Raw genomic sequence first — 22,094 nt, 5'->3', positions numbered from 1 at the left:
CCCGGGCTGGTGCTCGGCCTCGCCGCCGCCACCACCGCACCCCGCCGGTGACGTCGATCGACCCCGCCGCCTGGTACCAGGTGATCAACACCAACAGCGGCAAGTGCCTCGACGACGCCGACCGCGGCACCGCCAACGGCACCGTCCTGCAGCAGTGGACCTGCGGCGTCCCGGCCGCCGGCAACCAGCAGTGGCAGTTCCGCCCGACCGGCAACGGCTATTACCAGGTCGTCAGCCGGCACGCCACAAACCTCGTCTGGGACGTCAACGGCGGCGCCGGCGCGACCGGCGACGGCACCCAGGTCCACCTGTGGGCCTACGTGGGCGGCACCAACCAGCAGTGGCAGCCCGTCCACCTCGGCAACGGCCTCTACCGGTTCACCGCCCGCAACAGCGGCAAGTGCCTCGACGTCCGCGACGTCTCCACTGCGGACGGCGCCTGGCTGCAGCAGTGGACCTGCACCAGCGGTCCCGCGCAGACGTTCCGCCTGCGGCCGTGACACGCGATGGTGCCGGCCGGAGGTGCATCCGGCCGGCACCGTCCGTCGGCGAGACTCGTGTGGTGGACACCATCGGATTTCTCGTCGCCCCGGAGGCGACCGCCGCAGCGCAGCGCATGCTCGACGAGGACCTCGCCGAGCTCGGGTTCGTCATGAACGTCTCGCGCCTGTGGGGCTACCAGCCGGCCACCATGCAGGGCCTGTTCGACCTCATCGGACAGGCCAACGCGACCGACCGGCTCAGTCTGCGGCAGCGTGGCATCCTCGTCGTCGCCTGCGCGTCGGCGGCCGGTGACTCCTACTGCGCCCTGTCGTGGGGCGGCAAGCTCGCCGGGGTCAGCGACGCGGGGACCGCCGCCGGGGTCATCGCCGGCACCGACGACCGGCTGACCGACGCCGAGCGGGTCATGGCCGACTGGGCGCGCAAGGTCGCCCGCACCCCGAACGCCACCACCGCCGAGGACGTGCAGCGGTTGCGCGACGCCGGGTTCACCGACTCGCAGGTCTTCACCATGACGGTGTTCGTGGCGCTGCGGCTGGCCTTCGCCACCGTCAACGACGCGCTCGGGGCGCGCCCGGACCGCGCCCTGCACGACACCACGCCGCCCGCCGTCCGGGAGGCCATCACCTTCGGCCGCCCGGTCGACGAGGCCTGACCCGGTCACCGGGACGCCGCGGCGCGTCCCGGTGGCGACGTCCGACCGACCTCCCGCAACGCACTGGAAGGCCCTCGCCCACCCTGCCGTGGCGAGGGCCTTCCGCTGCACGGGGGCATGCCGCCAGTGCCGCCGCCATTGACGCCATCCGATCTCCACGGTCGGGACGGGTCATCCGGCGAGCGGCATTGTGCTACGGTGCTAGTTATCTACGAGTTAGGTTGTTCTAGGGGCCGGCATCGCCCGGATCCCGTCCGCTGCGACCCGGTGGCCCACGGCCCGGCACCTGCCGCGTCGACCCGTCGAACCCGCACCGATCCCCTGCACCGATCCCCTGTCCGAGACGACATCGAGAAAGGCCACGAGGGTGCGAGATGACAGCTGTCCTGCGTGCTGACGGACTGACGAAGCGCTACGGACGCCACCCCGGGCTCGTCGAGGCCAACCTGGACATCCCGGCCGGACGGGTCGTCGGCCTGGTCGGGCCGAACGGCGCCGGCAAGTCCACGCTGCTCGGGCTGACCAGCGGCCTGATCGAGCCGACCTCGGGCACCATCGAGGTCCTCGGCAGCCGCCCCGCGGCCAACGGTTCGCAGCTGGCCCGGGTCGGGTTCGTCGCCCAGGACACGCCGGTCTACGCGGGCCTGTCGGTCGGCGACCACCTGCGGCTCGGCGCCCGCCTCAACAAGCGGTGGGACGAGCAGCTCGCCCGCCGGCGGATCACCCAGGTCGGCCTGGACCCCAGCCAGAAGGCCGGCCGGCTCTCCGGCGGGCAGCGGGCCCAGCTCGCGCTGACCATCGCCGCGGCGAAGCGGCCGGAGCTGCTCATCTTCGACGAGCCCGTCGCGGCGCTCGACCCGCTCGCGCGCCGTCAGTTCCTGCAGCACCTCATGGAGTTCGTCAGCGAGCTCGAGGTCACCGTGATCCTGTCGTCGCACCTGCTCAGCGACCTCGAGCGGGTCTGTGACCACCTGGTCCTGCTGGCCTCGGCCCGCGTGCAGCTCGCCGGTGAGGTCGACGACCTGCTCAGCGTGCACTACCGGATCGTCGGGTCGCGCGACGACGTCGCGAACCTGCCGCCCGGGTTCGACGTCATCAGCGCCGAGCACCGCAGCCGGCAGAGCACCCTCGTGGTGCGCCGGACCGGCACCGCGCCGCTCCCGCAGTCGTTCGCCGGCGCGGAGCGGCTCGACCTCGAGGAGATGGTGCTCGCCTACATGACCCGGGCGACCGACCCGTCGGGCGCCTCCTCCCACCACTCGCCGGCCCTGGAGACATTGCGATGATCTGGCTCACCTGGCGTCAGTTCCGTGGCCAGTTCCTGGCCACGGCCGGCCTGCTCGCCGCGCTCGTGGCATACCTGCTGTATCTCGGCGTCACGATCCGCGACGCGTATGACAGCGACATCGTCGGCTGTGTCGCGGCCAAGGGCTGCCTCATCGACGACGCGACGGCCTCGTTCATCCGGGACCACCGCGGGCTCGTGACGATCCCGTCGATCGTGCTCATGGCCCTGCCCGCGGTCATCGGGGTCTTCTGGGGCACGCCGCTGATCACCCGCGAGCTGGAGACCAACACCCACCGGCTGGTGTGGAACCAGAGCGTGACGCGCACCTACTGGCTGGCGATCAAGCTCGGCCTCATCGGCCTGGTGAGCCTGGTGGTGACGGGGACGCTGAGCGTCCTGCTCACCTGGGCGGCCAGCAGGTACGACCTGGTCGGCGGCAACCGCTTCGACCAGATGTCGTTCGCGTCGCGCAACATCGCGCCGCTCGGCTACATCGTGTTCGCGTTCGTCCTCGGCACGTTCCTCGGCATGGTCACCCGCCGCACGGTGCCGGCGATGGCGGTCACCCTGCTCATCATCGGCGTCGTGCAGGTGCTCGCGCCGACCCTGGTCCGGCCCTACCTGCGGGCGCCGGTCACGGTGTCCGTGGCCTACAACGCGGAGACCCGGGCCCGCGGCGGGTCGCTGGACATCCCCAGCAGCAACCCGTTGTCCATCACCGGCTACTCCATCCCGGGCGCCCTCACGCTGACCGGCCGCACGTCGCTGCGCAACGCCGGTGGCACGGAGGTCCGCGCCACGGACGTGCAGGACTGCCTCTCCGACGAGGCGGCGACCTCGGCCGACGGGTGGCAGCAGGTGGAGCGCTGCATCGCCTCGAAGAACCTGCACTTCGACCTGGAGGCGCAGCCCGCCAGCCGGTACTGGTCGTTCCAGTGGATCGAGTTCGGCGCGTTCACCGGGCTCGGCCTGCTCCTGGCGGGGCTGGCGTTCTGGCGGATACGGCACGTGCGGGGCTGACCCGGCGCGGCAACGTCCTTTGTGGAATGTGGGGCGGGCCGTATCAGCTACCATATTAGGTAAATGGTGGTGATGGCTTGATCGACTTCCAACTGGACGTCCGCTCCGGTGTTGCACCGTATGTGCAGCTGGTCCAGCAGGTGAGGCACGCGCTGCGCCTCGGCATGCTGTCCGTCGGAGACCAGTTGCCGACGGTCAAGGAAGTCGTCGCCAGCCTGGCGATCAATCCCAACACGGTGCTCAAGGCCTACCGCGAGCTCGAGCACGAGGGGCTGGTCACCGCCCGCCAGGGCGTCGGCACGTTCGTGACCCGCAGCCTCGTCGACGACTCCCTGCCGGCCCACGAACCGCTGCGGCAGGAGCTGCTGCAGTGGTTCGCGAAGGCCTACAAGGCGGGGCTCGACGCGGAGAACATCGAAGCGCTGTTCAAGACGACGTTCCGCACCGCCCTGGGGGCGAAGCGATGAGCCACGCCGTCGAGGCCGTCGGCCTCGGCCTGCGATACGGGCAGCGCGACGCGCTGGCCGACTGCACCCTGGAGATCCCGGAAGGCAGCGTCGTCGGCCTGGTCGGGCCCAACAGCGCCGGCAAGTCGACCCTGCTATCCCTGATCTGCGGCCTGCTGGAGCCGTCCACCGGCACCATCAGCGTCCTCGGTGCCCGGCCCGGCGTCAGCGCCGCGCACCTGGCCCGCGTCGGCTTCGTCGCGCAGAACACCCCGCTGTACGAGAACCTCACCGTGGCCGAGCACCTGCGGCTCGGCGCCAAGCTCAACCCGCGCTGGGACCAGCGGCTCGCCGACGAGCACCTGCAGCCGCTGCGCGGCGACCTGAAACGCAAGGCCGGCCAGCTCTCCGGCGGCCAGCGGGCCCAGCTCGCCCTGGCACTCGTCGCCGCGAAGCGCCCCGAGCTGCTGGTGCTCGACGAGCCGGTCGCGGCGCTGGATCCGCTGGCCCGGCGGCAGTTCCTGCGGCGGCTGATGCAGCTCGTCGCCGACCTCAAGGCCACGGTCGTGCTGTCCTCGCACCTGATCAGCGACCTGGAGCGGATCTGCGACCAGCTGATCGTCCTGACCCGCGGGCGGGTCCAGCTCGCCGGTCCGGTCGAGGACATCCTCGCCACCCACTACCGGCTGCTGCGCCCGTTCGGCGACCCCGACGGCCTGCCCGACGGCACCGAGATCATCCAGGCGCAGCACACCGACCGCCAGAGCACCCTGACCGTGCGGTCCACGCTGCCGGTCCCGGGCGCCGCACCGCACGTGCAGCGCCTCGACCTGGAGGAGATCACGCTGGCCTACATGGGTCGCGCCCAGCAACCCGACGAGCACGACTGACCGGACCCGCGGCGAAGTGCAACCGGGGCGGCGCCGCAGTCGCACACCGGTCCCCCGCCTGGACCGCTCGACGCCGGCCTTCTCGGCGAGCCGGCGCGCGAACCCGGCGGGGTCCGCGCCGAGCAGCTCTGCCGAGGCGAGACCGTCGGCCTGCGCTGCTTCGAGCTCGGCGCGCAGGTCGGCGCCGAGCGTCAGCCGGTGGACGCCGGTGGACGCCACTGCCGGTCGGCGACAGCAAGGAGGTCGTCAACGGATTCTGCCAACGTGCTCATGCGGAAGTTCCTTTCACGTCGAAGGTGGCGTTGACGACCCCGGCGAACTGGATCCACAGAGCTATGTGCCGCCTAATACCGGCGCCGGGCGATCAGCAGGGACACCGCGAAGACGGTCGCGGCGGTGAGGCTGATCGCCCCGCCGGCCGCGACGTCCCAGGCGCGCGACAGCAGCAGGCCGGCGACGGCGCTGGTGACCGCGACCGCGACGGCGAGCGCGGTCATGGTGCCGATCCGGTCGGTCCACAGCCGGGCCGCGGCGGCCGGGGCGACGACGAGGGCCAGGGTGAGGATGGTGCCGACCGCGGGGACGGCGGTGGCGACGACCACCGAGATCAGCAGCAGGACGCCCAGGTCGATCGCCGCCGTGCGGTACCCCGCCGCCCTGGCCCCGGCGTGGTCGAACGCCGTGTACGTCAGGGCCTTGTGCCCGGCCGCCAGCACCAGGGCCACGGCGGCGGTGACGGCCGCGGCGACGCCGAGGTCCTGGCGGGTGACGGTCAGGATCGAGCCGGTCAGATACGCGGTCAGGTCCTTCGTGAAGCCGGCCTGCGCCGACAGCAGCGCGACGCCCAGCGCGAACGCGGCGGCGAGGGCCACGGCGGTCGCGGTGCTCGGGTCGTGGCCGCGGCGCCGGGACAGGGCAACGACGGCGAGCGCGGCGAGCAGTCCGGCACCGGCGCCGCCGAGGTACAGGTTCACGCCGGCGACCGCCGCCACGACGACACCGGGGAACGTGGCGTGGGTCATGGCCATCGTGAAGAACGACAGGCGCCGCAGCACGACCTGGACGCCGAGCAGCCCGGCCGCCGCGCCGACAAGGACGGCCTCGATGAGGGCACGGTTGAACGCCACGTCAAGCGACGGCATCGGCGTCCCTCCCAGGCCGGCCGAACCGTGCGACGAACCGTGCTGTCAGCGGTGCGATGAACCGCGCGACGAGCAGCGCGAGCAGGTACAGCGCGACGAGGGTGAGCACGACGGTGGCACCGCCGGCCAGTCGCAGCCCGTAGGTGACGGAGGCCCGGTAGCTCACCGCGAGCCCCAGGTAGCCGGCGGCCGCAGCGGCGAGCACACCGACCGCGGTGATGACGGCGAGCCGGTCGGAGAGGAGCCGGCCCGTCGCGGCCGGCAGGACCAGCAACGCGACGACGAGGATCGTGCCGACCGACTGGGCGGCCGCGACCACGACGAACGCGATGCTCAGGTTGAGCACCAGGTCGAGGGCCCACACCCGGTATCCCATGGCGGCGGCGGCCTGCGGGTCGAACGCGCGCAGCCTGAGCTCCTTGGCCAGCAGCCCGAGCGCGGCGAGCACGAGCAGCCCGACGACCGCGGTCTGGGCCAGCTGCGCCGGCGTGACGGCCAGCAACCGGCCGAACAGGAAGGCGGTGAGGTCGGCACGGTACGTCGTGCGCCGCGACACCAGCACCACACCGACCGCGAACATCGCAGCGAGCAGGACGGCCAGCGCGGTGTCGTCGGTGACCCGCTGCGCGCGGGTGAGCAGGGTGAGCAGCACCGCGGTCAGCGCCGCCGCGACGAGCGCCCCGGGGAACACGCCCCCGGCCCCGCCGGCAAGGAATCCGATGACGACGCCCGGGAAGACGGTGTGGGTCACCGTGTCCGCGACGAACCCGAGCCGGCGGATCAGCACGAACGTGCTCACCGGCCCGGCGAGGACGGCCAGCAGGAGCAACTCGGCGAGGGCGCGGAGCATGAACGGCGCGTTCATGACGCGGCGCCGTACGCGGCGAGCAGCAGGTCGGGGGTGAGGATCTCGTCGACCGGTCCGAATCCGTGCATGTGCCGGTTGAGCAGGCAGGCACAGTCGCAGGCCAGGTGCGCCAGGGTCAGGTCGTGGGTGCTGATCAGGACCGCGGCGCCCTGCTGCTTGAGCGCGCCGATCGCGTCCAGCAGCGCGTCCTGGCTGACCGCGTCGACCCCGTTGAACGGCTCGTCCAGCAGGAGCAGCCGCGGCTGCTGGGCGATCGCCCGGGCGAGCAGCACCCGTTGCCGCTGGCCGCCGGAGAGGGTGCCGAACCGCGCGCGAGCCAGGCCGGCGAGGCCGACCCGGTCGAGCGCGTCGGCGGCGATCCGCCGGTCGGCCCGGCCGGGGCGGCGCAGCCAGCCGACCCGGCGGTAGCGGCCCATGAGCACGACCTGCGCCACCGAGATCGGGAACTGCGGGTCGAGGGTGTCGGCCTGCGGGACGTAGGCGACGTCGCGGCGGGCCTCGGCGGGTCGGCGCCCCAGCACGGTGATCGTGCCCGACGCCACCGGGACCAGGCCGAGGGCGGCCTTGATCAGGGTGGACTTGCCGGCGCCGTTCGGGCCGATCAGCGCCACGGTCTCGCCGGCGAGCACCTGCCCGTCGATGTCCTGCAGCACGGTCCGGCCGTCGTAGGCGACCGCGACGCGCTCGATGCGCAGGGCCACGTCAGGCACCCAGGGCTCGCACGATCGTGTCGGTGTTGTGTTCCATCATCTTGAGGTACGTGTCGCCGGCGGAGCCCTCCGGGCCAAGGGTGTCGCCGTACAGGGCGTCCTCACCGGCCACGACCCTGACCCCGGCCTGCCGGGCGATCGCCTCGGCGGTCTTCGGTGGCAGTGAGCTCTCGGAGAACACGGCCTTCGCGCCGGTCTGCCGGATCTTCGCCACGATGTCGTCGACGTCCCGGGCGGACAGCTCGGCGGAGGTGTCGAAGCTGGGGATGATCGAGCCGACGAACTCCAGCTGGTAGCGGTCGATGTAGTACCCGAACGCGTCGTGGTTGGTGACCAGCTTGCGGTTGCCGGCGGGCAGCTTGTCGATCTTCGCGGCGATGTCGGCGTCGAGGGCGTCCAGTTTCGCGCTGTAGTCGGCCAGGTGCTGCGCGAACGTGGCCGCGTCGGCCGATGCGGCGGCGGCGAACGCCTTCTCGATGTTCTGCGCCATGATCTTGGCGTTGCGCGGGTTGTGCCAGATGTGCGGGTCGTCCTCACCCTCGGCCCGGCGGATCGTCACCCCGGTGCTGGCGTCGACGAGGGTGCCCCGGAAGCCGGTCGCCGTGATCGTCGCGTCGAGCCAGTGCTCCACGCCCACGCCGCTCTTGACGAGCACGTCGGCGGCGCCGATGGCGGTCAGGTCGGCCGGGGTGGGCTCGTAGTCGTGCGGGTCGATGTTGGGCTTGAGGATCTGGGTGACGGTGACCCGGTCGCCGCCGATGGTGCGGGCGAAGTCGGCGACCTGGGTCGTGGTCGCCACCACGGAGAGCCTGGTGCCCGTTCCCGCCGGTTGCGCCGCCTCGCCGCAGGCGGCGGTTCCGGACACCAGGCTCATGAGCGTGGCGACTGCCACGAGTGATCGCAGTTTCACGTCGGTACTCCTCAACGTCAGGCCGTTCAGGAGTCAGACTGTAGTGGTTTTCATTTTCAATAACGAGCCAAAGGATCGCTATGTGCGCATGCGCGGGCTCAGCAGTCGCGGAGCTCCGGCGACTGGTTGAGCAGCTGACCGCGGGGCGAGACGAACGCCTGGTAGCGCTCGCCGCCGACCGCCGCCGGGGCGAACGCGGCGACGCGGTGGCAGTTCTGGAACGCCAGGCGCACCCCGAAGTGCCGCTCCAGGCCGCCGCGGATCGCGTCGCTGGCGAGCGCGCGCAGCAGCTGGCCGCGCTCGGCCTCGCTCGGCGGCGGGATCTCATGGTCGGCGAAGTCCGCGCCGGTCGCTTCCACCTGGCCGGCGACGCCGCTGATCACGGTCCAGGCGTACGGCAGCGAGTCGCGCACGCAGGCGACGAACTCGGCGTCGTCGACCGGGCCGGCCTCGGCCCGCTCCAGCAGTGCGGTCGGTACGTCGAGAGACATGTTGCTCCTTTTCGGGGCTTTCAGTGCGCGGCGACGGTCGCCGGGCACAGGACGAAGTCGGGGTCGATCTGGGCGGTGAGGTCGGCGCCGGCCCGGGCGTTGCCCCAGGCGGCCGCGTTGCGGGCGTGGAAGTCGGCGGCCTGCGCCGCGTACCGGACCCAGTCCTTCTCGCAGCCGTCCAGCGCCGCGCGCATCGTGCGCAGCGCGGCGGTGTTGGCCGCCTCCAGGTCACCGACCGGCAGGTGCCGCCCGCGTTCGGCGGCCTTGACGAACCCGGACCGGCCGATCCAGCACAGCAGGTCCGCACCGACCTGCTCGCGCAGGAACGCCACGTCGCCGGCGTCCTCGACCTTGTTGCCGACGACCGCGACCCGCACCCCGTGGTCGCGGGCGTAGCCGACGTACTGCCGGTAGACCCCGACGCTGCGCACCGTCGGCTCGCACACCAGGAACGTCAGGTCGAACCGGGTGAACAGCCCGGACGCGAACGAGTCGGCGCCCGCGGTCATGTCGACCACCACGTATTCACCCGGCCCGTCGACCATGTGGTTGAGCAGCAGCTCGACCGCGCCGACCTTGGAGTGGTAACAGGCGACGCCGAGGTCGTCCTCCGCGAACGGCCCGGTCACCGCCAGCCGCACCCCGCCGACCGGCGCGACGAGGCGATCGTAGATCGGGTTGGCCGCGGCCACCCCGATCACCCGCGAGCCCACCCCGGGCGGGGTCGTCTTCAGCATCGCCGCGGCCCCGGTGATCCGCGGGTTGTCCCCGCGCAGGTAATCCTTGATCAGATCGAGGTGGTCGCCGAGCGCGGGCAGGTCCGCCGCCTCGTCCGGGCCGGCACCGAGCGCCGCCGCCAGGTGCTGGTTGATGTCCGCGTCGATCGCCAGCAGCGCCGGGGGCTCGCTGTCCTCGGCAAGATGTCGGGCGAAGAGGGCGGCGAGCGTGGTCTTGCCACTGCCGCCCTTGCCCACGAAAGCAGTCTTCACGCCTTAGTGGTATCGGTTTTCATTTCCACCGTCAACCGGATCGGCGGAATACACCCGGTCGCGGCTCAGGTGGCGAAGGCCTTGCGGTACGCCCGCGGCGGGATGCCCCGGCGGCGGACGAACTGCTCCCGCAGTGTCGCCGCGGTGCCGAAGCCGACCTGCCGGGCCACCTCCTCGATCGGCAGGTCCGCCGTCTCGAGCAGTTCCTCGGCGCGGTGCAGCCGCTGCGACAGCACCCACGCGTGCGGCGTCGAGCCCGTCGCGGCGGCGAACCGGCGGGCGAACGACCGCTGGCTCATCAGCGCCCGGCCGGCGAGGACCTCCACAGTCAGCGGCAGGTGCAGGTGTTCACGGGCCCAGCCGAGCACCTCCGCCAGCCGCTCGTCGTCGCAGTCGGCCGGCACCGGCGCCGCCACGTACTGCGCCTGCCCGCCGTCGCGGTGCGGCGGCACGACCATGTCCCGGGCGATGCCGTTGGCGACCGCCGCCCCGTACTCCCGGCGCAGCAGGTGCAGGCACATGTCGACCCCGGCGGCCGCACCGGCGCCGGTGACGATGCGCCCCTCGTCCACGTAGAGCACCTCCGGCACCAGCTTCACGTCCGGGAACCGCGCCGCGAAGGCGTCCGCCCAGCGCCAGTGGGTCGTGGCCCGCAGGCCGTCGAGCAGCCCGGCGGCGGCCAGCACGTACGTCCCGGTGCAGTGCCCGGCGATGGTGGCGCCGCGCTCGTACGCCGTCCTGATCGCGGCGAGCGCCTCCGGCGACGGCTCCACGTCGAAGTGCTCCCACGACGTCACCAGCACCAGGTCGGCCTCGGCGAGCCGGTCCAGGCCGTGCTCGACCAGCAACCTGAGCCCGCCGTCGGTGACGACCGGGCCCGGCCGGTCGGTGCACGCGGCGAAGTCGAACCCCGGCAACCCCCGCGCCCGGCGGTCGTAGCCGAAGATCTCGCTGACGATGCCGGCGCCGAACGCCCCGGTGCCCTCATGCAGGTACACGGCGACGTTGCGGAAGGGGTGGTGACTCATCCCGCCATGATGGCAGAAAACCTGCGATCCTGTGCAGGTCTGCCACTGTCGAAACCCGCCCGACCGGACCAGGCTGTAGCCATGTTCGTCATCGACTGCCCCGCCCACGGGTCCCGCGTCCTGCTCTCCGAGCGCCGCATCCGCAACCTGCGCAACACCGACACCGGCGTCCTGCTGGACCTGGAGTGCTACTGCGGCCACATCGAGCAGATCCGCACCGGCCGCCGGCACGCCACCAGACGGGTCACCGTGCCGGAGTGAGCCTCAGTCGCTGACGCCCAGGTGCAGCAGCCACACGCGGCCCTCGACACGCACGACCAGGTCGACGTAGGCGGCCTCGTACCAGTCGCGGGTCCGCACGGTGAGCTCCCACGCCTCGGCGTCGTGCGGCCAGAGCCGCGCCAGCAACGCCACGACCCACCCGGCCAGCGCCTCGGCGAGCACCCGCGGCGCCGCCCCGCGCTCCCACGCCTGCGGCTGCCTGCCCGGGACGAAGAACCCGGGCAGCGCCGCACCGACCGCTTCGGGCCAGTCCGGCACCGGCACGAGCGCGGCGACCTCGCAGCGCTGCGGGAGCATCGCCGCGACGGTCGCGGCCACGCCGTCGACGGTCAGCGGCGCCACGTCGAGGGTGAACGTGCACGCGTGGTCGGCCTCCTCGAGGAGGTCCTCCAGCACCCGCAGCGCGTGCCGCACCATCTCGGGCACCGCGTCGATCCTCGCCTGGCGCGCCGCCGACAGCGTGGCCCACTCGAAGCCCGTCACAGCGGACAGGCTACCGACAAGGCCGGCCACGTCATGCCGTGCAACCGGCCCGCCGGTCCGATCCGACGATGCTCAGAGCATCAGCCGCCAGTTCCGCGTTGCTGCCATGCCGCTTCCTCTCATGCCGACGGAGCGTGACGTCCAGCAATTCGGAGCAGTCACCACCGTGGATGGGCCGACGCTCCCACCCCCGTCCACGTCGCCACGGGACCTCCGGTTCGACGCCGCCAGGAGTTCCCACGCCGGCGGCGGCCGGAGTGTCGATCGCGGGAAACCGAAGGCTGAGGAGAGCTGACGAAGGATCAGCGGCGGTACTGCGCCGCCGACGTCCGGGTCGCGGGGTCCTCGTACGCGCCGGCCCGGCCCCGGTCGACGTGCCAGCTGGTAAGGGTGCTGACGGCGGCGAGCGGGTCGGTGCGGCTGGACACCACCCGGAGCCGGGCCGTCCACCGTTGCGGGGTCACCTCGTAGACGTCGTGGCCGTACCGGTTGCCCTCGAAGTACTGCAGGTGCGGGTTCGCGGCGCCGAGCAGCGGGCCGTTGGTCGCGTTCCACGAGGCCGAGTAGGCGCTGGAGGAGACGGAGTGCGCGACGAACTCGGTGCCGATGACCGGCGCGCCCGCGGCGTCGAAGTCCGGCTTGAGGTCCTGGATGAAGGCGCTGTGCCAGTCGCCGGTGACGGTCACGAAGTCCGGCCCGCCGGCGGTGTGGACGTGCGCGAGCAGCTCGGCGCGCTCGGCCCGGAAGCCGTCCCACTGGTCGGTGAACATGAAGCCGCCCTGTGGGGCGCGCTGCTGGCTGAGGAAGATCGAGTTGATCCAGCACTGCCAGCCGTTGCCGCGCTGCGCGATCCGGTCCTTCAGCCACGTCTTCTGCCGGGCGCCGAGCATCGTGCCGTCGACGAGGTTCTGCTCGGAGCGGTGCTGCCGCAGGTCGAGGATGACCAGTTCGAGGAGGTCGCCCCACTGCCGGCTGCGGTAGATGCGCGGGTCCGGCAGCGCGGTGTCGTCACCCGCGGAGACCTCGAGGCGCAGCGGCATGTGCTCGTACCAGCCCTGGTAGGCCGCGGCCCGCCGGGCGACGAACGTCGCGGCGCCGCGGGAGCCCGAGTAGTCGTTGAAGACGTCGTGGTCGTCCCACGTGAGGTAGAACGGGTGCGCGGCGTGCAGGTCACGCAGCAGCGGATCGCCCTTGTACAGCGCGTGCAGCTTGCGATAGTCGGCCAGGGTGTACGCGGTGCCGAGCTCGGATCCCTCGTAGATGTAGTCGCCGAGGTGGACCACGAAGTCCAGGGCGTCGTCGGCGGCCAGGTCGCGCATGCCGGGGTACTCGCCGGCGCGGTAGTCCTGGCAGTTGAGCGACGCGAACCGCACCTGGCTCACGGAGCCGACCGGGGCCGTTCGGGTGCGCCCGACGCGACTGGTCCTTCCTTGCGCGCTGAAGCGGTACCAGTACCGCCGGCCGGGCTGCAGTCCCTCGGCGACGACGTGGACGCTGTGGCCGAGCAGGACCGAGGCGGCGAGCGAGCCGGACGCGACGACCGTGCTCATCGCGGCGTCGGTGGCCACCGCCCAGTCCACCTGCACGATCTCCGGCAGCGGCTGGGTCTCGGCGAGGGGGTCCGGGGCCAGCCTGGTCCACAGCAGGACGCTGGTGGGCAACGGGTCGCCGGACGCGACGCCGAGCGTGAACGGGGCCGCGTCCCAGGTGGCGCCGAGGGCGGCGGCCGCCGCGTACGCCTCGCCGGGGTCGCGGGTCAGGGGCCAGGCCGCGCTGAACGCACCGGCGCTGATCGCGGCCCGCAGCAGGGTGCGCCGGTCCAGTCCCATCAGGATCCCCCTGGTGTCACGCCGAAGTGGATGGCGTCGGCGTAGCCGTCGTTGGAGGTGCCGCCGGACCGGGTGAACAGCAGCTCCACCCGGACGGTCCGGGCGCCGGCCGGGACCGCGCCGCCGGTGGCGCGCCGCAGCAGCCCGGTCACGTTGCCCCGGTCGGCGGCGGTCACCGGGCCGAGCGAGGCCACGCCGACGGACCCGCCGGTGCTGTTGAGGAACGTGGCCGTGCCGGTCGCCGTGTCGTTCTGGTCGGCGTAGCCACCGAGGTACGCGGCGAACTCGAAGCTGCCCGCGCCGGCCGGCAGGGTCACGGTCTGCGCGAGGCGGCTCCGCGCGACCGAGCCGCCGCCGAAGAAGTTCGCGCCGCGGTCCGGCGGCCCGGGGCTCGTCGGCGTCGGGTAGCCGGCGGTGCCGTACGCGATGACCACCGGCGCTCCCTCGGCCACCGTCCAGCCGCTGGTGCCGTTGTCGGCGCCGGGATTGGCCAGCAGGTTCGCCGTCGGCACCGTCAACACCAACGAGATCGAATCGGCGTATCCGTCGTTGGAGGTGCCGCCGTCGCGGGTGAACAGCAGCACCGTGCGCGCGGCACGGCTGCCCGGCGGAACGACGCCGGACTGGGCGCGGCGCAGCAGGCCGGTGACGTTGCCGCGCTCGGCGGCGGTGACCGGACCCAGCACGCAGACCCCCAGCGGCAGCCCGGCGGCGGAGAGGAACTCCAGCGAGAGCCGCGCGCCGTCGTCCTGGTCGGCGTACCCGCCGAGCCAGCCGGCGAGCTCGAACGTCACCGTGCCCGCGTCGATCTGGGCCGGGAACGGCAGGGTCGCCTGCTGCCGCAGCCGGGTCCTGGCCGTCGTGCCGCCACCCGCGAAGCTGCCGCCACGGTCGGCCGGTCCGGGGCTCGTCGGCGTCGGGTAGCCGGCGGTGCCGTATGCGATCACCGCGGCGGCTCCCTCGACCGTGGTCCAGCCGGAGGTCGACGCCTCGAACGTGCCGTTCACGATCAGGTTCTGCGTCTGCATGCACCCGCCCACCACTACTGTAAATAAAGCGGTCTATATAGTGGACCGTGAATCTCCGCTCGAACAAGACCCGGGACACGGCAAATCCGTGGACATCCGGCAACACCGGCGTGAGGATCAGGTGATGGACCTGCCCGGTGGACTGACCCTGCGCGCGGCCCGGCCCGCCGACCTCGACCAGATCGGTGCGCTGCTCGCCGACCGCGGCGAGGACGCCGATCCGGAGGATCACCGGCTGGTGGTCCAGGACGCCGAGGGCGGGTTCGACGCGTGCGCGGTCGTGGTCGACGGGGACCGGGTCGTGTCCACCGCGACCCTGCTCGACGAGACCGTCGTCCTCGCCGGCCGGCCGATCCCGGCCGGGCAGGTCGAGCTGGTGGCGACCGACCGCGCCTACGAGGGTCGCGGCCTGGTCCGCGCGCTGATGGGCTGGGCGCACGAGCGCTCGGCCGGCCGCGGGCACCTCATGCAGGTGATGATCGGCATCCCCTACTTCTACCGGCAGTTCGGCTACCAGTACGCCATCCCGATCCCGCCGAGCCTCGCGGTGCACGACGTGCCGGCGCGGCCCGACGGCTGCACCGTGCGCGCCGCCGGGCCCGGCGACATCGCCGCGATGGCCGAGCTGCAGGACGCCACCCAGCGGCGGTTCGACCTGAGCATGCCGCACTCGCCGATGTGCTGGCGGGCCGTCGTCGCCCGGTCCGGCAGCACGCAGGTGGTGGTCGAGCGTGACGGGCGCGTCATCGGCACCGGCCGGATCACGCCGCCCGACGAAGGGGTCGTCCTCGGCGAGGTCGCCGTCTCGGCGCCGGAGGGCGTCGCGGCGCTGCTCGCCCACGCCTCGGAGCTGGCCGGCGGCGAACCGTTCCAGGCGAAGGACCGCGCCGGGCTGCTCACGGACCACCTCGCCGCGCCGGAGCCCGACGCCCACAACTACTACGTGCGGGTCCCCGACGTGGCGGCGCTGCTGGAGCACCTGCGACCCGTGCTGTCGGCCCGCCTGGCGCAGCACGACGGTGCCGATGACGTCATCGTGTCCTTCTTTCGCCATCATGTACGGCTTCAGCGCGCGGCCGGCTCCGTGACGTCGGTCGTGGCCGGCGGTCCGATGCAGGGTCCCGCCTCGCTCGGTGGCGCGGGCGTGGCCCCGGATCTGATCGGGCCCCTGCTGTTCGGCCCGCACGGCATCGCCGGTCTCGCCGCGCGGCACGCCGACGTGTACACCGGCCCGAACGCCGACCTGATGCGGGCGCTGTTCCCCCCGGTCAGCGCGGATCTGTTGACGTTCTACCTGCCCTGACGGGTCGCTGCAGTTTCTCCCTGGGAACCGTTCAGGTGCCGCCAGGTTGCGCCGATGGTCTCAGCGTCACACGGACGCGACGAACCACAGGGGGCACGGATGAACAGCACCGCGATCACGAAGGCGCTCACGCTCGCCGGCTTCACCGCCATCGCCGGCCTCAGCACCATGATCGGCTCGAGTGCCGCCCACGCCGCGCACGCCGACCACGACGTCTACGCCCGCGCCGGCGTCATCTACATCCACGACGGCGGCCGCGAGGTGCGGCTCACCGAGGACGAGGTCAACTCGCAGCCCCGCCTCTCCCCCGACGGCACCAGCATCACCTACGTGCACACCAACACCGTCTGGGTCATGGCCGCCGACGGCGTCGACAAGCACCAGGTCAGCGACCGCACCGGCACCGCACCCGCCTGGTCACCGGACAGCACCACGATCACGTACAGAGCCCGGTCCTGCACCGGCGCCCAGGGCACCTTCCGCGTCGGCACCGTCGGTGGCACCACCTCCCAGGTGCTGTCCCCCGCCGCCTGCCGCGACGAGGCCGCTCCGCAGATGGGCTACATCACTGACCAGCCGGGCCAGCCGTCGCTCTGACCGGCCAGGGGTTCCCCACCCGCGTCGAGCGCCGCGTCGAGCCCCTTGCCGGGCCGCCAGCAGCTCCGCGGACCCGGTCACCGACCCGGCACCGCAACGTATCGTCGTGGTGTGCCCACATTGATCGAACCCGACGTCCACCTGCACCGTGCCTGGCTCGAGGCGCACGCGGAATGGGGCCCGGGACAGCACGAGGACGGCTTCGGGATCGCCACCACCGACGACGTCGACACCCCGGCCGGATTCGCCACCTGGGTGGCGCGGCTGGCCCGCCAGGCGGCTCCCAGCCCCGGCCGGCACGGCTGCACGTACCGCTGGATCGTCGAGAACGGGCAGGTGCTCGACGGGATCGCACTCCGGCGGGGCGACGACGACTACGTGCGGTGGGCCGGCAACATCGGCTACGGCATCCGCCCCTCCGCCCGCCGGCGCGGCCTCGCCGCCTGGGCACTGGCCCGCACCCTCGACGAGGCGCGCGCCCTGGGCCTGGACCGGGTCCTGGTGGTCTGCGCCGTCGACAACGCCGCCTCGGCGAAGACCATCGAACGCTGCGGCGGCGCCTTCGAGGGCATCCAGGAGGCCAGGGTCGGCCCGCTGCGCCGGTACTGGTTCGACTGCTGAAGTTGGGCCTCGGTGACAACCATCCGGCGGAGACCTCCGTGGTAGATGGTATGAACACGCGAGGCGGTCCGACGTGAGCGCCGAACCCGTAGGCGCGCCCCCGAGCGTCGAGCTCCGGGCGGCCGGAAGCCAGGACGAGCGGTTCGAGGCATTCGTCGCCGATGTGGGGCCATACCTGCTCCGGGTCGCGGTCCTGCTGTGCGGCGACTGGAGCCAGGCAGAGGATCTGGTCCAGACCACGTTCGAACGCACCTACCGGTCCTGGGACCGGGCCTGCGCCGCCGATCCCCGGGCGTATGCCCGCAAGGTCCTGGTCAACCTGCGGATCGACCGGTGGCGCGGTCGCCGCCGGGAGGTGCTGACGTCGCTGGACACGCTCCCGGACCTCGCGACGCCGAGCCACGCCGACGCGGTCGACAGCCGCAACGAGGTGGTCCGCGCCCTGGCCGACCTGCCACTGGCCCAGCGGCGGGTGGTGGTCCTGCGCCACCTGCTCGACCTCACCGAGGCCGAGACCGCCGCCGAGCTCAGGATCTCCATCGGCACCGTGAAGTCGCACAACGCGCGGGCCCTGGCCCGGTTGCGCATCCTGCTCCTGGAAGGACGGCAGTGATGGACCCCAGCCGCGAGCCGCGGTCCACGGCGGCCCGACCTGCCGACGACGCCGTCGTGGCGTACCTCCGGGACCGTGCCCCCGGCCTGCCCGCCGTGGTGTTCGACCCGGGCTCCGTCACCTCCCGGGCGCGCCGCGCGCTGCGGCTGCGCCGCCGCAGGCGCCGGACCTCCGTGGCGATCGCGGCCGGCGCGATGGCGGCCTACCTGGCGCTGGCGCTCGCCGGGCCGCTGCCCTCGCCCGGCGGCGGCACCATGACGGTGCCGGGCAGTGGCGCCGTGCGCGCCGCCGTCGCCCGGATCGTGCCCGGCGGACCGCCCGGACCCGGCCAGTGGCGCGCGGACGTGGCCGGCCTCGACAAGGAGGTGCTGCCCGTCGTCGAACGGCTGAGGATCTTCTACCTGATCCCCTCGGGACCCTGCCACGTGCTGGAATACCCGCACGGCACCTTCCGCGACGGAGCGCAGGACTGCGGCGGCGACCCGGCGCCGTTCGACGCCCAGGCGCGGGCGGACTACGTCGAGGTGACCCGCGCGGTCAAGCGGTCCGGTGTCGCGGTCGAGCGGATCTACCTCAACCGCGGAGGGATCGTCGTCCAGCTCGAGGACAGGTCCTGGGAGTACAACTGGGCGTACGTCTACCTGCCCGACCGCGACTCGGCACCCGAGCAGTCCCGGCCGGAGGAGCAGTGGACGCACGTCAGCGGACACTGGTGGTTCCACCGGGACCACGACGACTGACTCCCAGAAGGGACATCAACGAGATGCCGGACATGACCGTCGAACACGCGGGGCGTACCGTCGACGTCGACGTCACACCCGAAGGCGCTGCGGTGCCGGCGGGGATGCTCGACGACGTCGCCGGGGCCGATGCGCGGGCGCGGCAGGCCATCCGGGCGGACCTCGACGCCGTGGTCCGTGACTACCTGGACTTCGACGGCGCGGACGACCTCCCGCAGGCGCCGGAGCCGTTCCTGGCGGCGTTGCACCTCGTGCGCATCGGGCTGCACCCGGACGAGCCCGACGCCGTCGCGGTCTTCGACTACACGCTGGGCCGGGACCTGACCGACCACCTCGTGGCGGTGACGTTCGACGGACACGGGACGGTGACCGGCGTCGCCGTGGAGAGCTGATCCTTGACTCTCCCACCGTGGGAGACCTCAGGGTGGACGGTGTGACCTTGTGGAGTATCGGCGACCTGGCGAAACGGACCGGGCTGCCCGTGAAGGTGATCCGGCACTGGTCCGACATCGGCGTGGTGCCGCCGACCGAGCGCAGCGCGACCGGTTACCGGCGCTACGACGCGCGGGCGCTCGCCCGGCTGGAGCTGGCGCGGACCCTGCGGGACCTCGGGCTGGGCATGGCCGCGATCCGCGAGGTCGTCGACCGGGAGCGCAGCCTGCCCGAGGCGGCGGCCATCCACGCCGACGCGCTCGAGGCGCAGATCCGCACGCTGCGGCTGCAACAGGCCGTGCTGAGGTCGGCCGCGCAGGGGACGTCGTTCCAAGGGGCCGAAGAACTCGCCGAGCTGACCCACCTCGCCAGGCTTTCCGCGGCCGAACGGACCGCCGTCGTCCACGAGTTCGTCGCAGAGGCACTCGGCGACCTCGACGTGCCGACGTACCGTGCCGGGCTCCTCGCCGCCACCCCCGACCTGCCCGACCAGCCGACCCCCGAGCAGCTCGACGCGTGGCTCGAACTGGCCGCCCTGGTGCGGACCCCGCAGCTACGGGAGGCGTTGGCGCGGATGGCCGCGTACGCCGCCGAACACGCGCCCGGCGAGCACGACGAGCGGGAGATCGAGGCGCTCCGGGACCTCACCGACCTGTGGACACAACGGGTCACGGCCGCCACCGACGCCGGGATCATGCCGGACTCGCCCGCGGCGGACCCGGTCGTGGCCGGCATCGTCGAGGCGTGGCTGCCCACCCAGACCCGCACCGACCTCAAGGTCGACGGCGACGGCGAGCAGGCCCGGCAGCGGCTGCTGGAGCAGCTGGAGGTCGCGGCGGATGCCGGCGTCGAACGGTACTGGCAGCTGCTGTGCGTCATCAACGGCTGGCCGGTGCGCCCGAGCCTGGCCGGCCCTGGGCAGTGGCTGACGACCGCGCTGCGGGCGAACCCGGCCCCCGGCGCCCGCGCCGCCGCCATCACCGCGATGCTCGACGGTGCCGACTCCGAGCCGGCCGCAATGCTGGCCGCCTGCGAGCGGGTGCTGGCCGAGGTGGAGCTGATCGTCGCCGGCGTGCCACCCACCCGCTTCGGCGACCCCACCCCGTGCGCCGGATGGGACGTGCGCGCGCTGATCGACCACCTGGTGTGGGAGAACCTGCTGTGGACCAGCCTGGCCGAGGGCGCCCCGCGGACCGACTTCGCCGCCGACCACCTCGGTGCCGACCATGTGGCCGCGTTCCGGCTCGCCGCCGCCGCGACCCTCACCGCGTTCCGGCGACCCGGCATGCTGCGGCAACGGTACGGCGACGCGCCCGGCTGGCGGCTGGCCGAACAGGTCGTCATCGAGATGCTGGTGCACGGCTGGGACCTCGCCAGGGCAACCGGCCAGCCGACCGATCTCGCCCCGGAGGTCGCCGAGACCGTGCTGCCGGCCGTGCGGGCGATGTACGGCGCCCTCCCCCGCACCCCCGGCGGATCGTTCGGCCCGGAACAGCCGGCGCCGGCCGGGGCGACCGCCGCGGACCGGCTCGCGGCATACCTAGGGCGTCACTGATCTCCGTCGATCACCAGGATCAGGGACTCACCGGCCGGCACCCGCTTGACCCAGGCGGCCAGCAGGTCGAGGTGCTCGGCCAGTTCCTCGCGGGCGTCGTCGAGGTCGTCGAGGGGGTCACCGTCGATGTCGACCAGCAGCTCGTCCGGCGGGGCCGCCCGCCAGACGGTCTCCGCTGCGAACTCGGCGGCGGCCGCGGCCACGGCGGCGGGCGGCAGCTCCGTCACGATCGGCCAGGTCGACCTGGGATCGGTGCCGCGCGGCCACGGCCATGCGACGTTCGACGTCTCCCACAGGCCCGCGAGCGTCCGCAGGCCGAGCGCGTCGAAGACCGGCCCCCACGCCAGGTACATCGTTTCCTGGAGCCAGATCGCCTGCTGGTCGTACACCGGGATCCCGACAACACTCAGCACCGGCACCAGCAGGCGGGTCACGTCATCGGCGTGCCGCTCGTCAAGCCGCCCGGCGAACACGTCGGCGGCGAGCCGCGCCGTGGTCATGCCCGGCCAGGTGTGCGCCAGGTGATAGTCGAGGTCCGCTGCCGCCCCGGCCTCCTTGCCGAGCAGCTCGTCGGCGTCCTGCCCGGACCCGACGAGCGCCCACAACCGGTCCACGTCGACGCTGAACCCGAGGACTTCCCGTTCCGACATCCGCTCAGGCTAGGACGGCCTGTTCCAGCGCGGCGACGGGGGTCCGCCACTGCTCCGGGTCGTCATAGTTCCCCGCGGTGACGGCGACCGCGAGGCCCAGCTCCGGCACCACGGCGAGGCGCTGCCCGCCGTTGCCCGCGGCGAGCACCATCCGCTGGCCGGCGATGGTCTCCAGGTACCAGTGGAAGCCGTACCCGGCGCCCCAGTCCGTCCGCAGCCGCGGCTGGACCATCGTGCGGATCCATTCGGCGGGCACCACCCGGCGGCCGTCCCACTCCCCCTCCGCCAGCACCAGCTCACCGATCCGCGCCAGGTCCCGCGGCGTCAGCCGCAGCCCGGACGCCGCGGACGCGACCCCGTCGGTGCCGGCCATCCACTCGACGGTCTCGATGCCCAGCGGGTCGAACAGCGCGGTGCGGCCGTAGCGTTCGAGGGGTTGCCCGGTCCCGTCGGCGATGAGCTTCCCGAGCAGCGCGGTGGCGCCGCCGCTGTAGCTCCACCGGGTGCCGGGCGGCTCGGCCACCGGCCGTTCGAGCACATACCGGTACCGGTCGGCGGCCAGCTCCATCGCGATCTCGGCGTTGGCCGGGCTGTCGTACGGGATGTCCTCCCGCCATTCGAGCCCCAGCGACATCGTCAGCGCGTGCTCGACGGTGAGCCGCGCCCGGTCCGGCTCGGCCGCCAGGTCCGGGTACTGCGGGAAGTACCGCATCAGCGGCTCTTCCGGGGCCGGCACGCGACCTTCGCCGAGCGCGATGCCGTACAGCAGCGCCGTCACGCTCTTCGTCACCGACCGGAGGTCGTGCAGCGTGTCCGGCCCGAACCGCACGACCCCCAGCGACCGGTTCCAGGAGCGGTCCTCGCCCTCGCCGTAGTGCTCCAGCACCGTCTTCCCGCCGCGGATCGCCACGACCGCGTGCAACCCTTCAAGCTCGCGCATCCATGCCCCTTCGTCTCGATGCGGCAATGTTGTGCAGAACGTCCACACGATCTTCGCAAATCTCCCCCGGCGCCGCCTCTACG

General features: G+C 72.8%; 26 protein-coding genes. 14 read left to right on the top strand and 12 right to left on the bottom strand.

Annotated elements, in window-relative coordinates; translation table 11 throughout:
* Positions 1-47: 47 nt before the first annotated feature.
* The 6 genes from ACFPIJ_RS09025 (at position 48) to ACFPIJ_RS09000 (ending at position 4,800) form a co-directional block, all read left to right on the top strand.
* The gene (locus ACFPIJ_RS09025; protein WP_380114224.1) at positions 48-500 is read left to right on the top strand and encodes an RICIN domain-containing protein; all 453 of its coding nucleotides are present in this window, start codon (positions 48-50) and stop codon (positions 498-500) included.
* A gap of 62 nt (positions 501-562) precedes the next feature.
* Positions 563-1,156: a carboxymuconolactone decarboxylase family protein gene (locus tag ACFPIJ_RS09020; protein WP_380114223.1), complete on the top strand. Its 594-nt coding sequence runs from the start codon at positions 563-565 to the stop codon at positions 1,154-1,156.
* Positions 1,157-1,530: 374 nt separating this feature from the next.
* Positions 1,531-2,442, top strand: a complete 912-nt coding sequence (locus ACFPIJ_RS09015; protein WP_380114222.1) for an ABC transporter ATP-binding protein — start codon at positions 1,531-1,533, stop codon at positions 2,440-2,442.
* The gene (locus ACFPIJ_RS09010) at positions 2,439-3,464 is read left to right on the top strand and encodes a transmembrane transport protein (RefSeq protein ID WP_380114221.1); all 1,026 of its coding nucleotides are present in this window, start codon (positions 2,439-2,441) and stop codon (positions 3,462-3,464) included. The genes ACFPIJ_RS09015 and ACFPIJ_RS09010 overlap by 4 nt, the downstream gene beginning before the upstream one ends.
* A 77-nt stretch (positions 3,465-3,541) precedes the next feature.
* The gene (locus tag ACFPIJ_RS09005) at positions 3,542-3,931 is read left to right on the top strand and encodes a GntR family transcriptional regulator (RefSeq protein WP_380114220.1); all 390 of its coding nucleotides are present in this window, start codon (positions 3,542-3,544) and stop codon (positions 3,929-3,931) included.
* On the top strand, positions 3,928-4,800 hold the full coding sequence (locus ACFPIJ_RS09000) for an ABC transporter ATP-binding protein (RefSeq protein WP_380114219.1): 873 nt from the start codon (positions 3,928-3,930) through the stop codon (positions 4,798-4,800). The genes ACFPIJ_RS09005 and ACFPIJ_RS09000 overlap by 4 nt, the downstream gene beginning before the upstream one ends.
* A gap of 344 nt (positions 4,801-5,144) precedes the next feature.
* Here ACFPIJ_RS09000 and ACFPIJ_RS08995 read toward each other — a convergent pair whose 3' ends face one another.
* The 7 genes from ACFPIJ_RS08995 to ACFPIJ_RS08965 form a co-directional block, all read right to left on the bottom strand.
* On the bottom strand, positions 5,145-5,942 hold the full coding sequence (locus ACFPIJ_RS08995; protein ID WP_380114218.1) for a metal ABC transporter permease: 798 nt from the start codon (positions 5,940-5,942) through the stop codon (positions 5,145-5,147).
* Positions 5,929-6,807: a metal ABC transporter permease gene (locus ACFPIJ_RS08990; RefSeq protein ID WP_380114217.1), complete on the bottom strand. Its 879-nt coding sequence runs from the start codon at positions 6,805-6,807 to the stop codon at positions 5,929-5,931. The genes ACFPIJ_RS08995 and ACFPIJ_RS08990 overlap by 14 nt, the downstream gene beginning before the upstream one ends.
* Positions 6,804-7,520 (bottom strand): metal ABC transporter ATP-binding protein, encoded by a 717-nt coding sequence (locus tag ACFPIJ_RS08985; protein WP_380114216.1) that lies wholly within the window; start codon positions 7,518-7,520, stop codon positions 6,804-6,806. Before ACFPIJ_RS08985 ends, ACFPIJ_RS08990 begins: the two co-directional genes overlap by 4 nt.
* Positions 7,513-8,430, bottom strand: a complete 918-nt coding sequence (locus ACFPIJ_RS08980) for a metal ABC transporter substrate-binding protein (protein WP_380114215.1) — start codon at positions 8,428-8,430, stop codon at positions 7,513-7,515. Before ACFPIJ_RS08980 ends, ACFPIJ_RS08985 begins: the two co-directional genes overlap by 8 nt.
* Positions 8,431-8,528: 98 nt before the next feature.
* Positions 8,529-8,921 carry an SCO5389 family protein gene (locus ACFPIJ_RS08975; protein WP_380114214.1) on the bottom strand — a complete coding sequence of 131 codons (393 nt, stop codon included), beginning with the start codon at positions 8,919-8,921 and terminating at the stop codon, positions 8,529-8,531.
* A gap of 20 nt (positions 8,922-8,941) precedes the next feature.
* Positions 8,942-9,910, bottom strand: coding sequence for an ATP-binding protein (locus ACFPIJ_RS08970; RefSeq protein ID WP_380114213.1), 969 nt, complete (start codon positions 9,908-9,910; stop codon positions 8,942-8,944).
* Positions 9,911-9,975: 65 nt separating this feature from the next.
* Positions 9,976-10,938 carry a GlxA family transcriptional regulator gene (locus tag ACFPIJ_RS08965; RefSeq protein ID WP_380114212.1) on the bottom strand — a complete coding sequence of 321 codons (963 nt, stop codon included), beginning with the start codon at positions 10,936-10,938 and terminating at the stop codon, positions 9,976-9,978.
* 81 nt (positions 10,939-11,019) lie between these two features.
* Here ACFPIJ_RS08965 and ACFPIJ_RS08960 point away from each other — a divergent pair, with 81 nt between their 5' ends.
* Positions 11,020-11,199: a hypothetical protein gene (locus ACFPIJ_RS08960; protein ID WP_380114211.1), complete on the top strand. Its 180-nt coding sequence runs from the start codon at positions 11,020-11,022 to the stop codon at positions 11,197-11,199.
* 3 nt (positions 11,200-11,202) lie between these two features.
* Here the strand turns inward: ACFPIJ_RS08960 and ACFPIJ_RS08955 are convergent, their stop codons facing one another.
* The 3 genes from ACFPIJ_RS08955 to ACFPIJ_RS08945 form a co-directional block, all read right to left on the bottom strand.
* A complete protein-coding gene (locus tag ACFPIJ_RS08955; RefSeq protein WP_380114210.1) occupies positions 11,203-11,703 on the bottom strand; it encodes a hypothetical protein in 501 nt (166 codons plus the stop codon).
* Between the two features lie 302 nt (positions 11,704-12,005).
* Complete coding sequence (locus ACFPIJ_RS08950; RefSeq protein ID WP_380114209.1) at positions 12,006-13,532, bottom strand: alkaline phosphatase D family protein; 1,527 nt, start codon at positions 13,530-13,532, stop codon at positions 12,006-12,008.
* Positions 13,532-14,560: a hypothetical protein gene (locus tag ACFPIJ_RS08945; RefSeq protein WP_380114208.1), complete on the bottom strand. Its 1,029-nt coding sequence runs from the start codon at positions 14,558-14,560 to the stop codon at positions 13,532-13,534. Before ACFPIJ_RS08945 ends, ACFPIJ_RS08950 begins: the two co-directional genes overlap by 1 nt.
* Positions 14,561-14,684: 124 nt before the next feature.
* Here ACFPIJ_RS08945 and ACFPIJ_RS08940 point away from each other — a divergent pair, with 124 nt between their 5' ends.
* The 7 genes from ACFPIJ_RS08940 to ACFPIJ_RS08910 all read left to right on the top strand — a co-directional run bounded on the left by ACFPIJ_RS08940 (position 14,685) and on the right by ACFPIJ_RS08910 (position 20,421).
* Positions 14,685-15,863, top strand: coding sequence for a GNAT family N-acetyltransferase (locus tag ACFPIJ_RS08940; protein WP_380114207.1), 1,179 nt, complete (start codon positions 14,685-14,687; stop codon positions 15,861-15,863).
* Between the two features lie 99 nt (positions 15,864-15,962).
* Positions 15,963-16,460, top strand: a complete 498-nt coding sequence (locus tag ACFPIJ_RS08935) for a TolB family protein (protein ID WP_380114206.1) — start codon at positions 15,963-15,965, stop codon at positions 16,458-16,460.
* A gap of 111 nt (positions 16,461-16,571) precedes the next feature.
* The gene (locus ACFPIJ_RS08930) at positions 16,572-17,081 is read left to right on the top strand and encodes a GNAT family N-acetyltransferase (protein ID WP_380114205.1); all 510 of its coding nucleotides are present in this window, start codon (positions 16,572-16,574) and stop codon (positions 17,079-17,081) included.
* Between the two features lie 73 nt (positions 17,082-17,154).
* Positions 17,155-17,694: a SigE family RNA polymerase sigma factor gene (locus tag ACFPIJ_RS08925; RefSeq protein ID WP_380114204.1), complete on the top strand. Its 540-nt coding sequence runs from the start codon at positions 17,155-17,157 to the stop codon at positions 17,692-17,694.
* The gene (locus tag ACFPIJ_RS08920) at positions 17,694-18,434 is read left to right on the top strand and encodes a hypothetical protein (protein WP_380114203.1); all 741 of its coding nucleotides are present in this window, start codon (positions 17,694-17,696) and stop codon (positions 18,432-18,434) included. Before ACFPIJ_RS08925 ends, ACFPIJ_RS08920 begins: the two co-directional genes overlap by 1 nt.
* A gap of 32 nt (positions 18,435-18,466) precedes the next feature.
* Positions 18,467-18,826: a DUF2004 domain-containing protein gene (locus ACFPIJ_RS08915; protein WP_380114202.1), complete on the top strand. Its 360-nt coding sequence runs from the start codon at positions 18,467-18,469 to the stop codon at positions 18,824-18,826.
* Between the two features lie 41 nt (positions 18,827-18,867).
* A complete protein-coding gene (locus ACFPIJ_RS08910) occupies positions 18,868-20,421 on the top strand; it encodes a TIGR03086 family metal-binding protein (RefSeq protein ID WP_380114201.1) in 1,554 nt (517 codons plus the stop codon).
* On the opposite strand, the gene ACFPIJ_RS08905 is transcribed toward ACFPIJ_RS08910, so the two are convergent.
* Positions 20,415-21,071 carry a hypothetical protein gene (locus ACFPIJ_RS08905; protein ID WP_380114200.1) on the bottom strand — a complete coding sequence of 219 codons (657 nt, stop codon included), beginning with the start codon at positions 21,069-21,071 and terminating at the stop codon, positions 20,415-20,417. The two genes, ACFPIJ_RS08910 and ACFPIJ_RS08905, sit on opposite strands and share 7 nt — an antisense overlap.
* A gap of 4 nt (positions 21,072-21,075) precedes the next feature.
* Positions 21,076-22,011 carry a serine hydrolase domain-containing protein gene (locus ACFPIJ_RS08900; protein ID WP_380114199.1) on the bottom strand — a complete coding sequence of 312 codons (936 nt, stop codon included), beginning with the start codon at positions 22,009-22,011 and terminating at the stop codon, positions 21,076-21,078.
* Positions 22,012-22,094: the final 83 nt, after the last annotated feature.

This window comes from Dactylosporangium cerinum (genome assembly GCF_042653625.1).
Taxonomy (GTDB): Bacteria; Actinomycetota; Actinomycetes; order Mycobacteriales; family Micromonosporaceae; genus Dactylosporangium; species Dactylosporangium cerinum.
The sequence above is the reverse complement of the archived record's forward strand: the minus strand, read 5'-3'. Positions and strand labels throughout refer to the sequence as shown.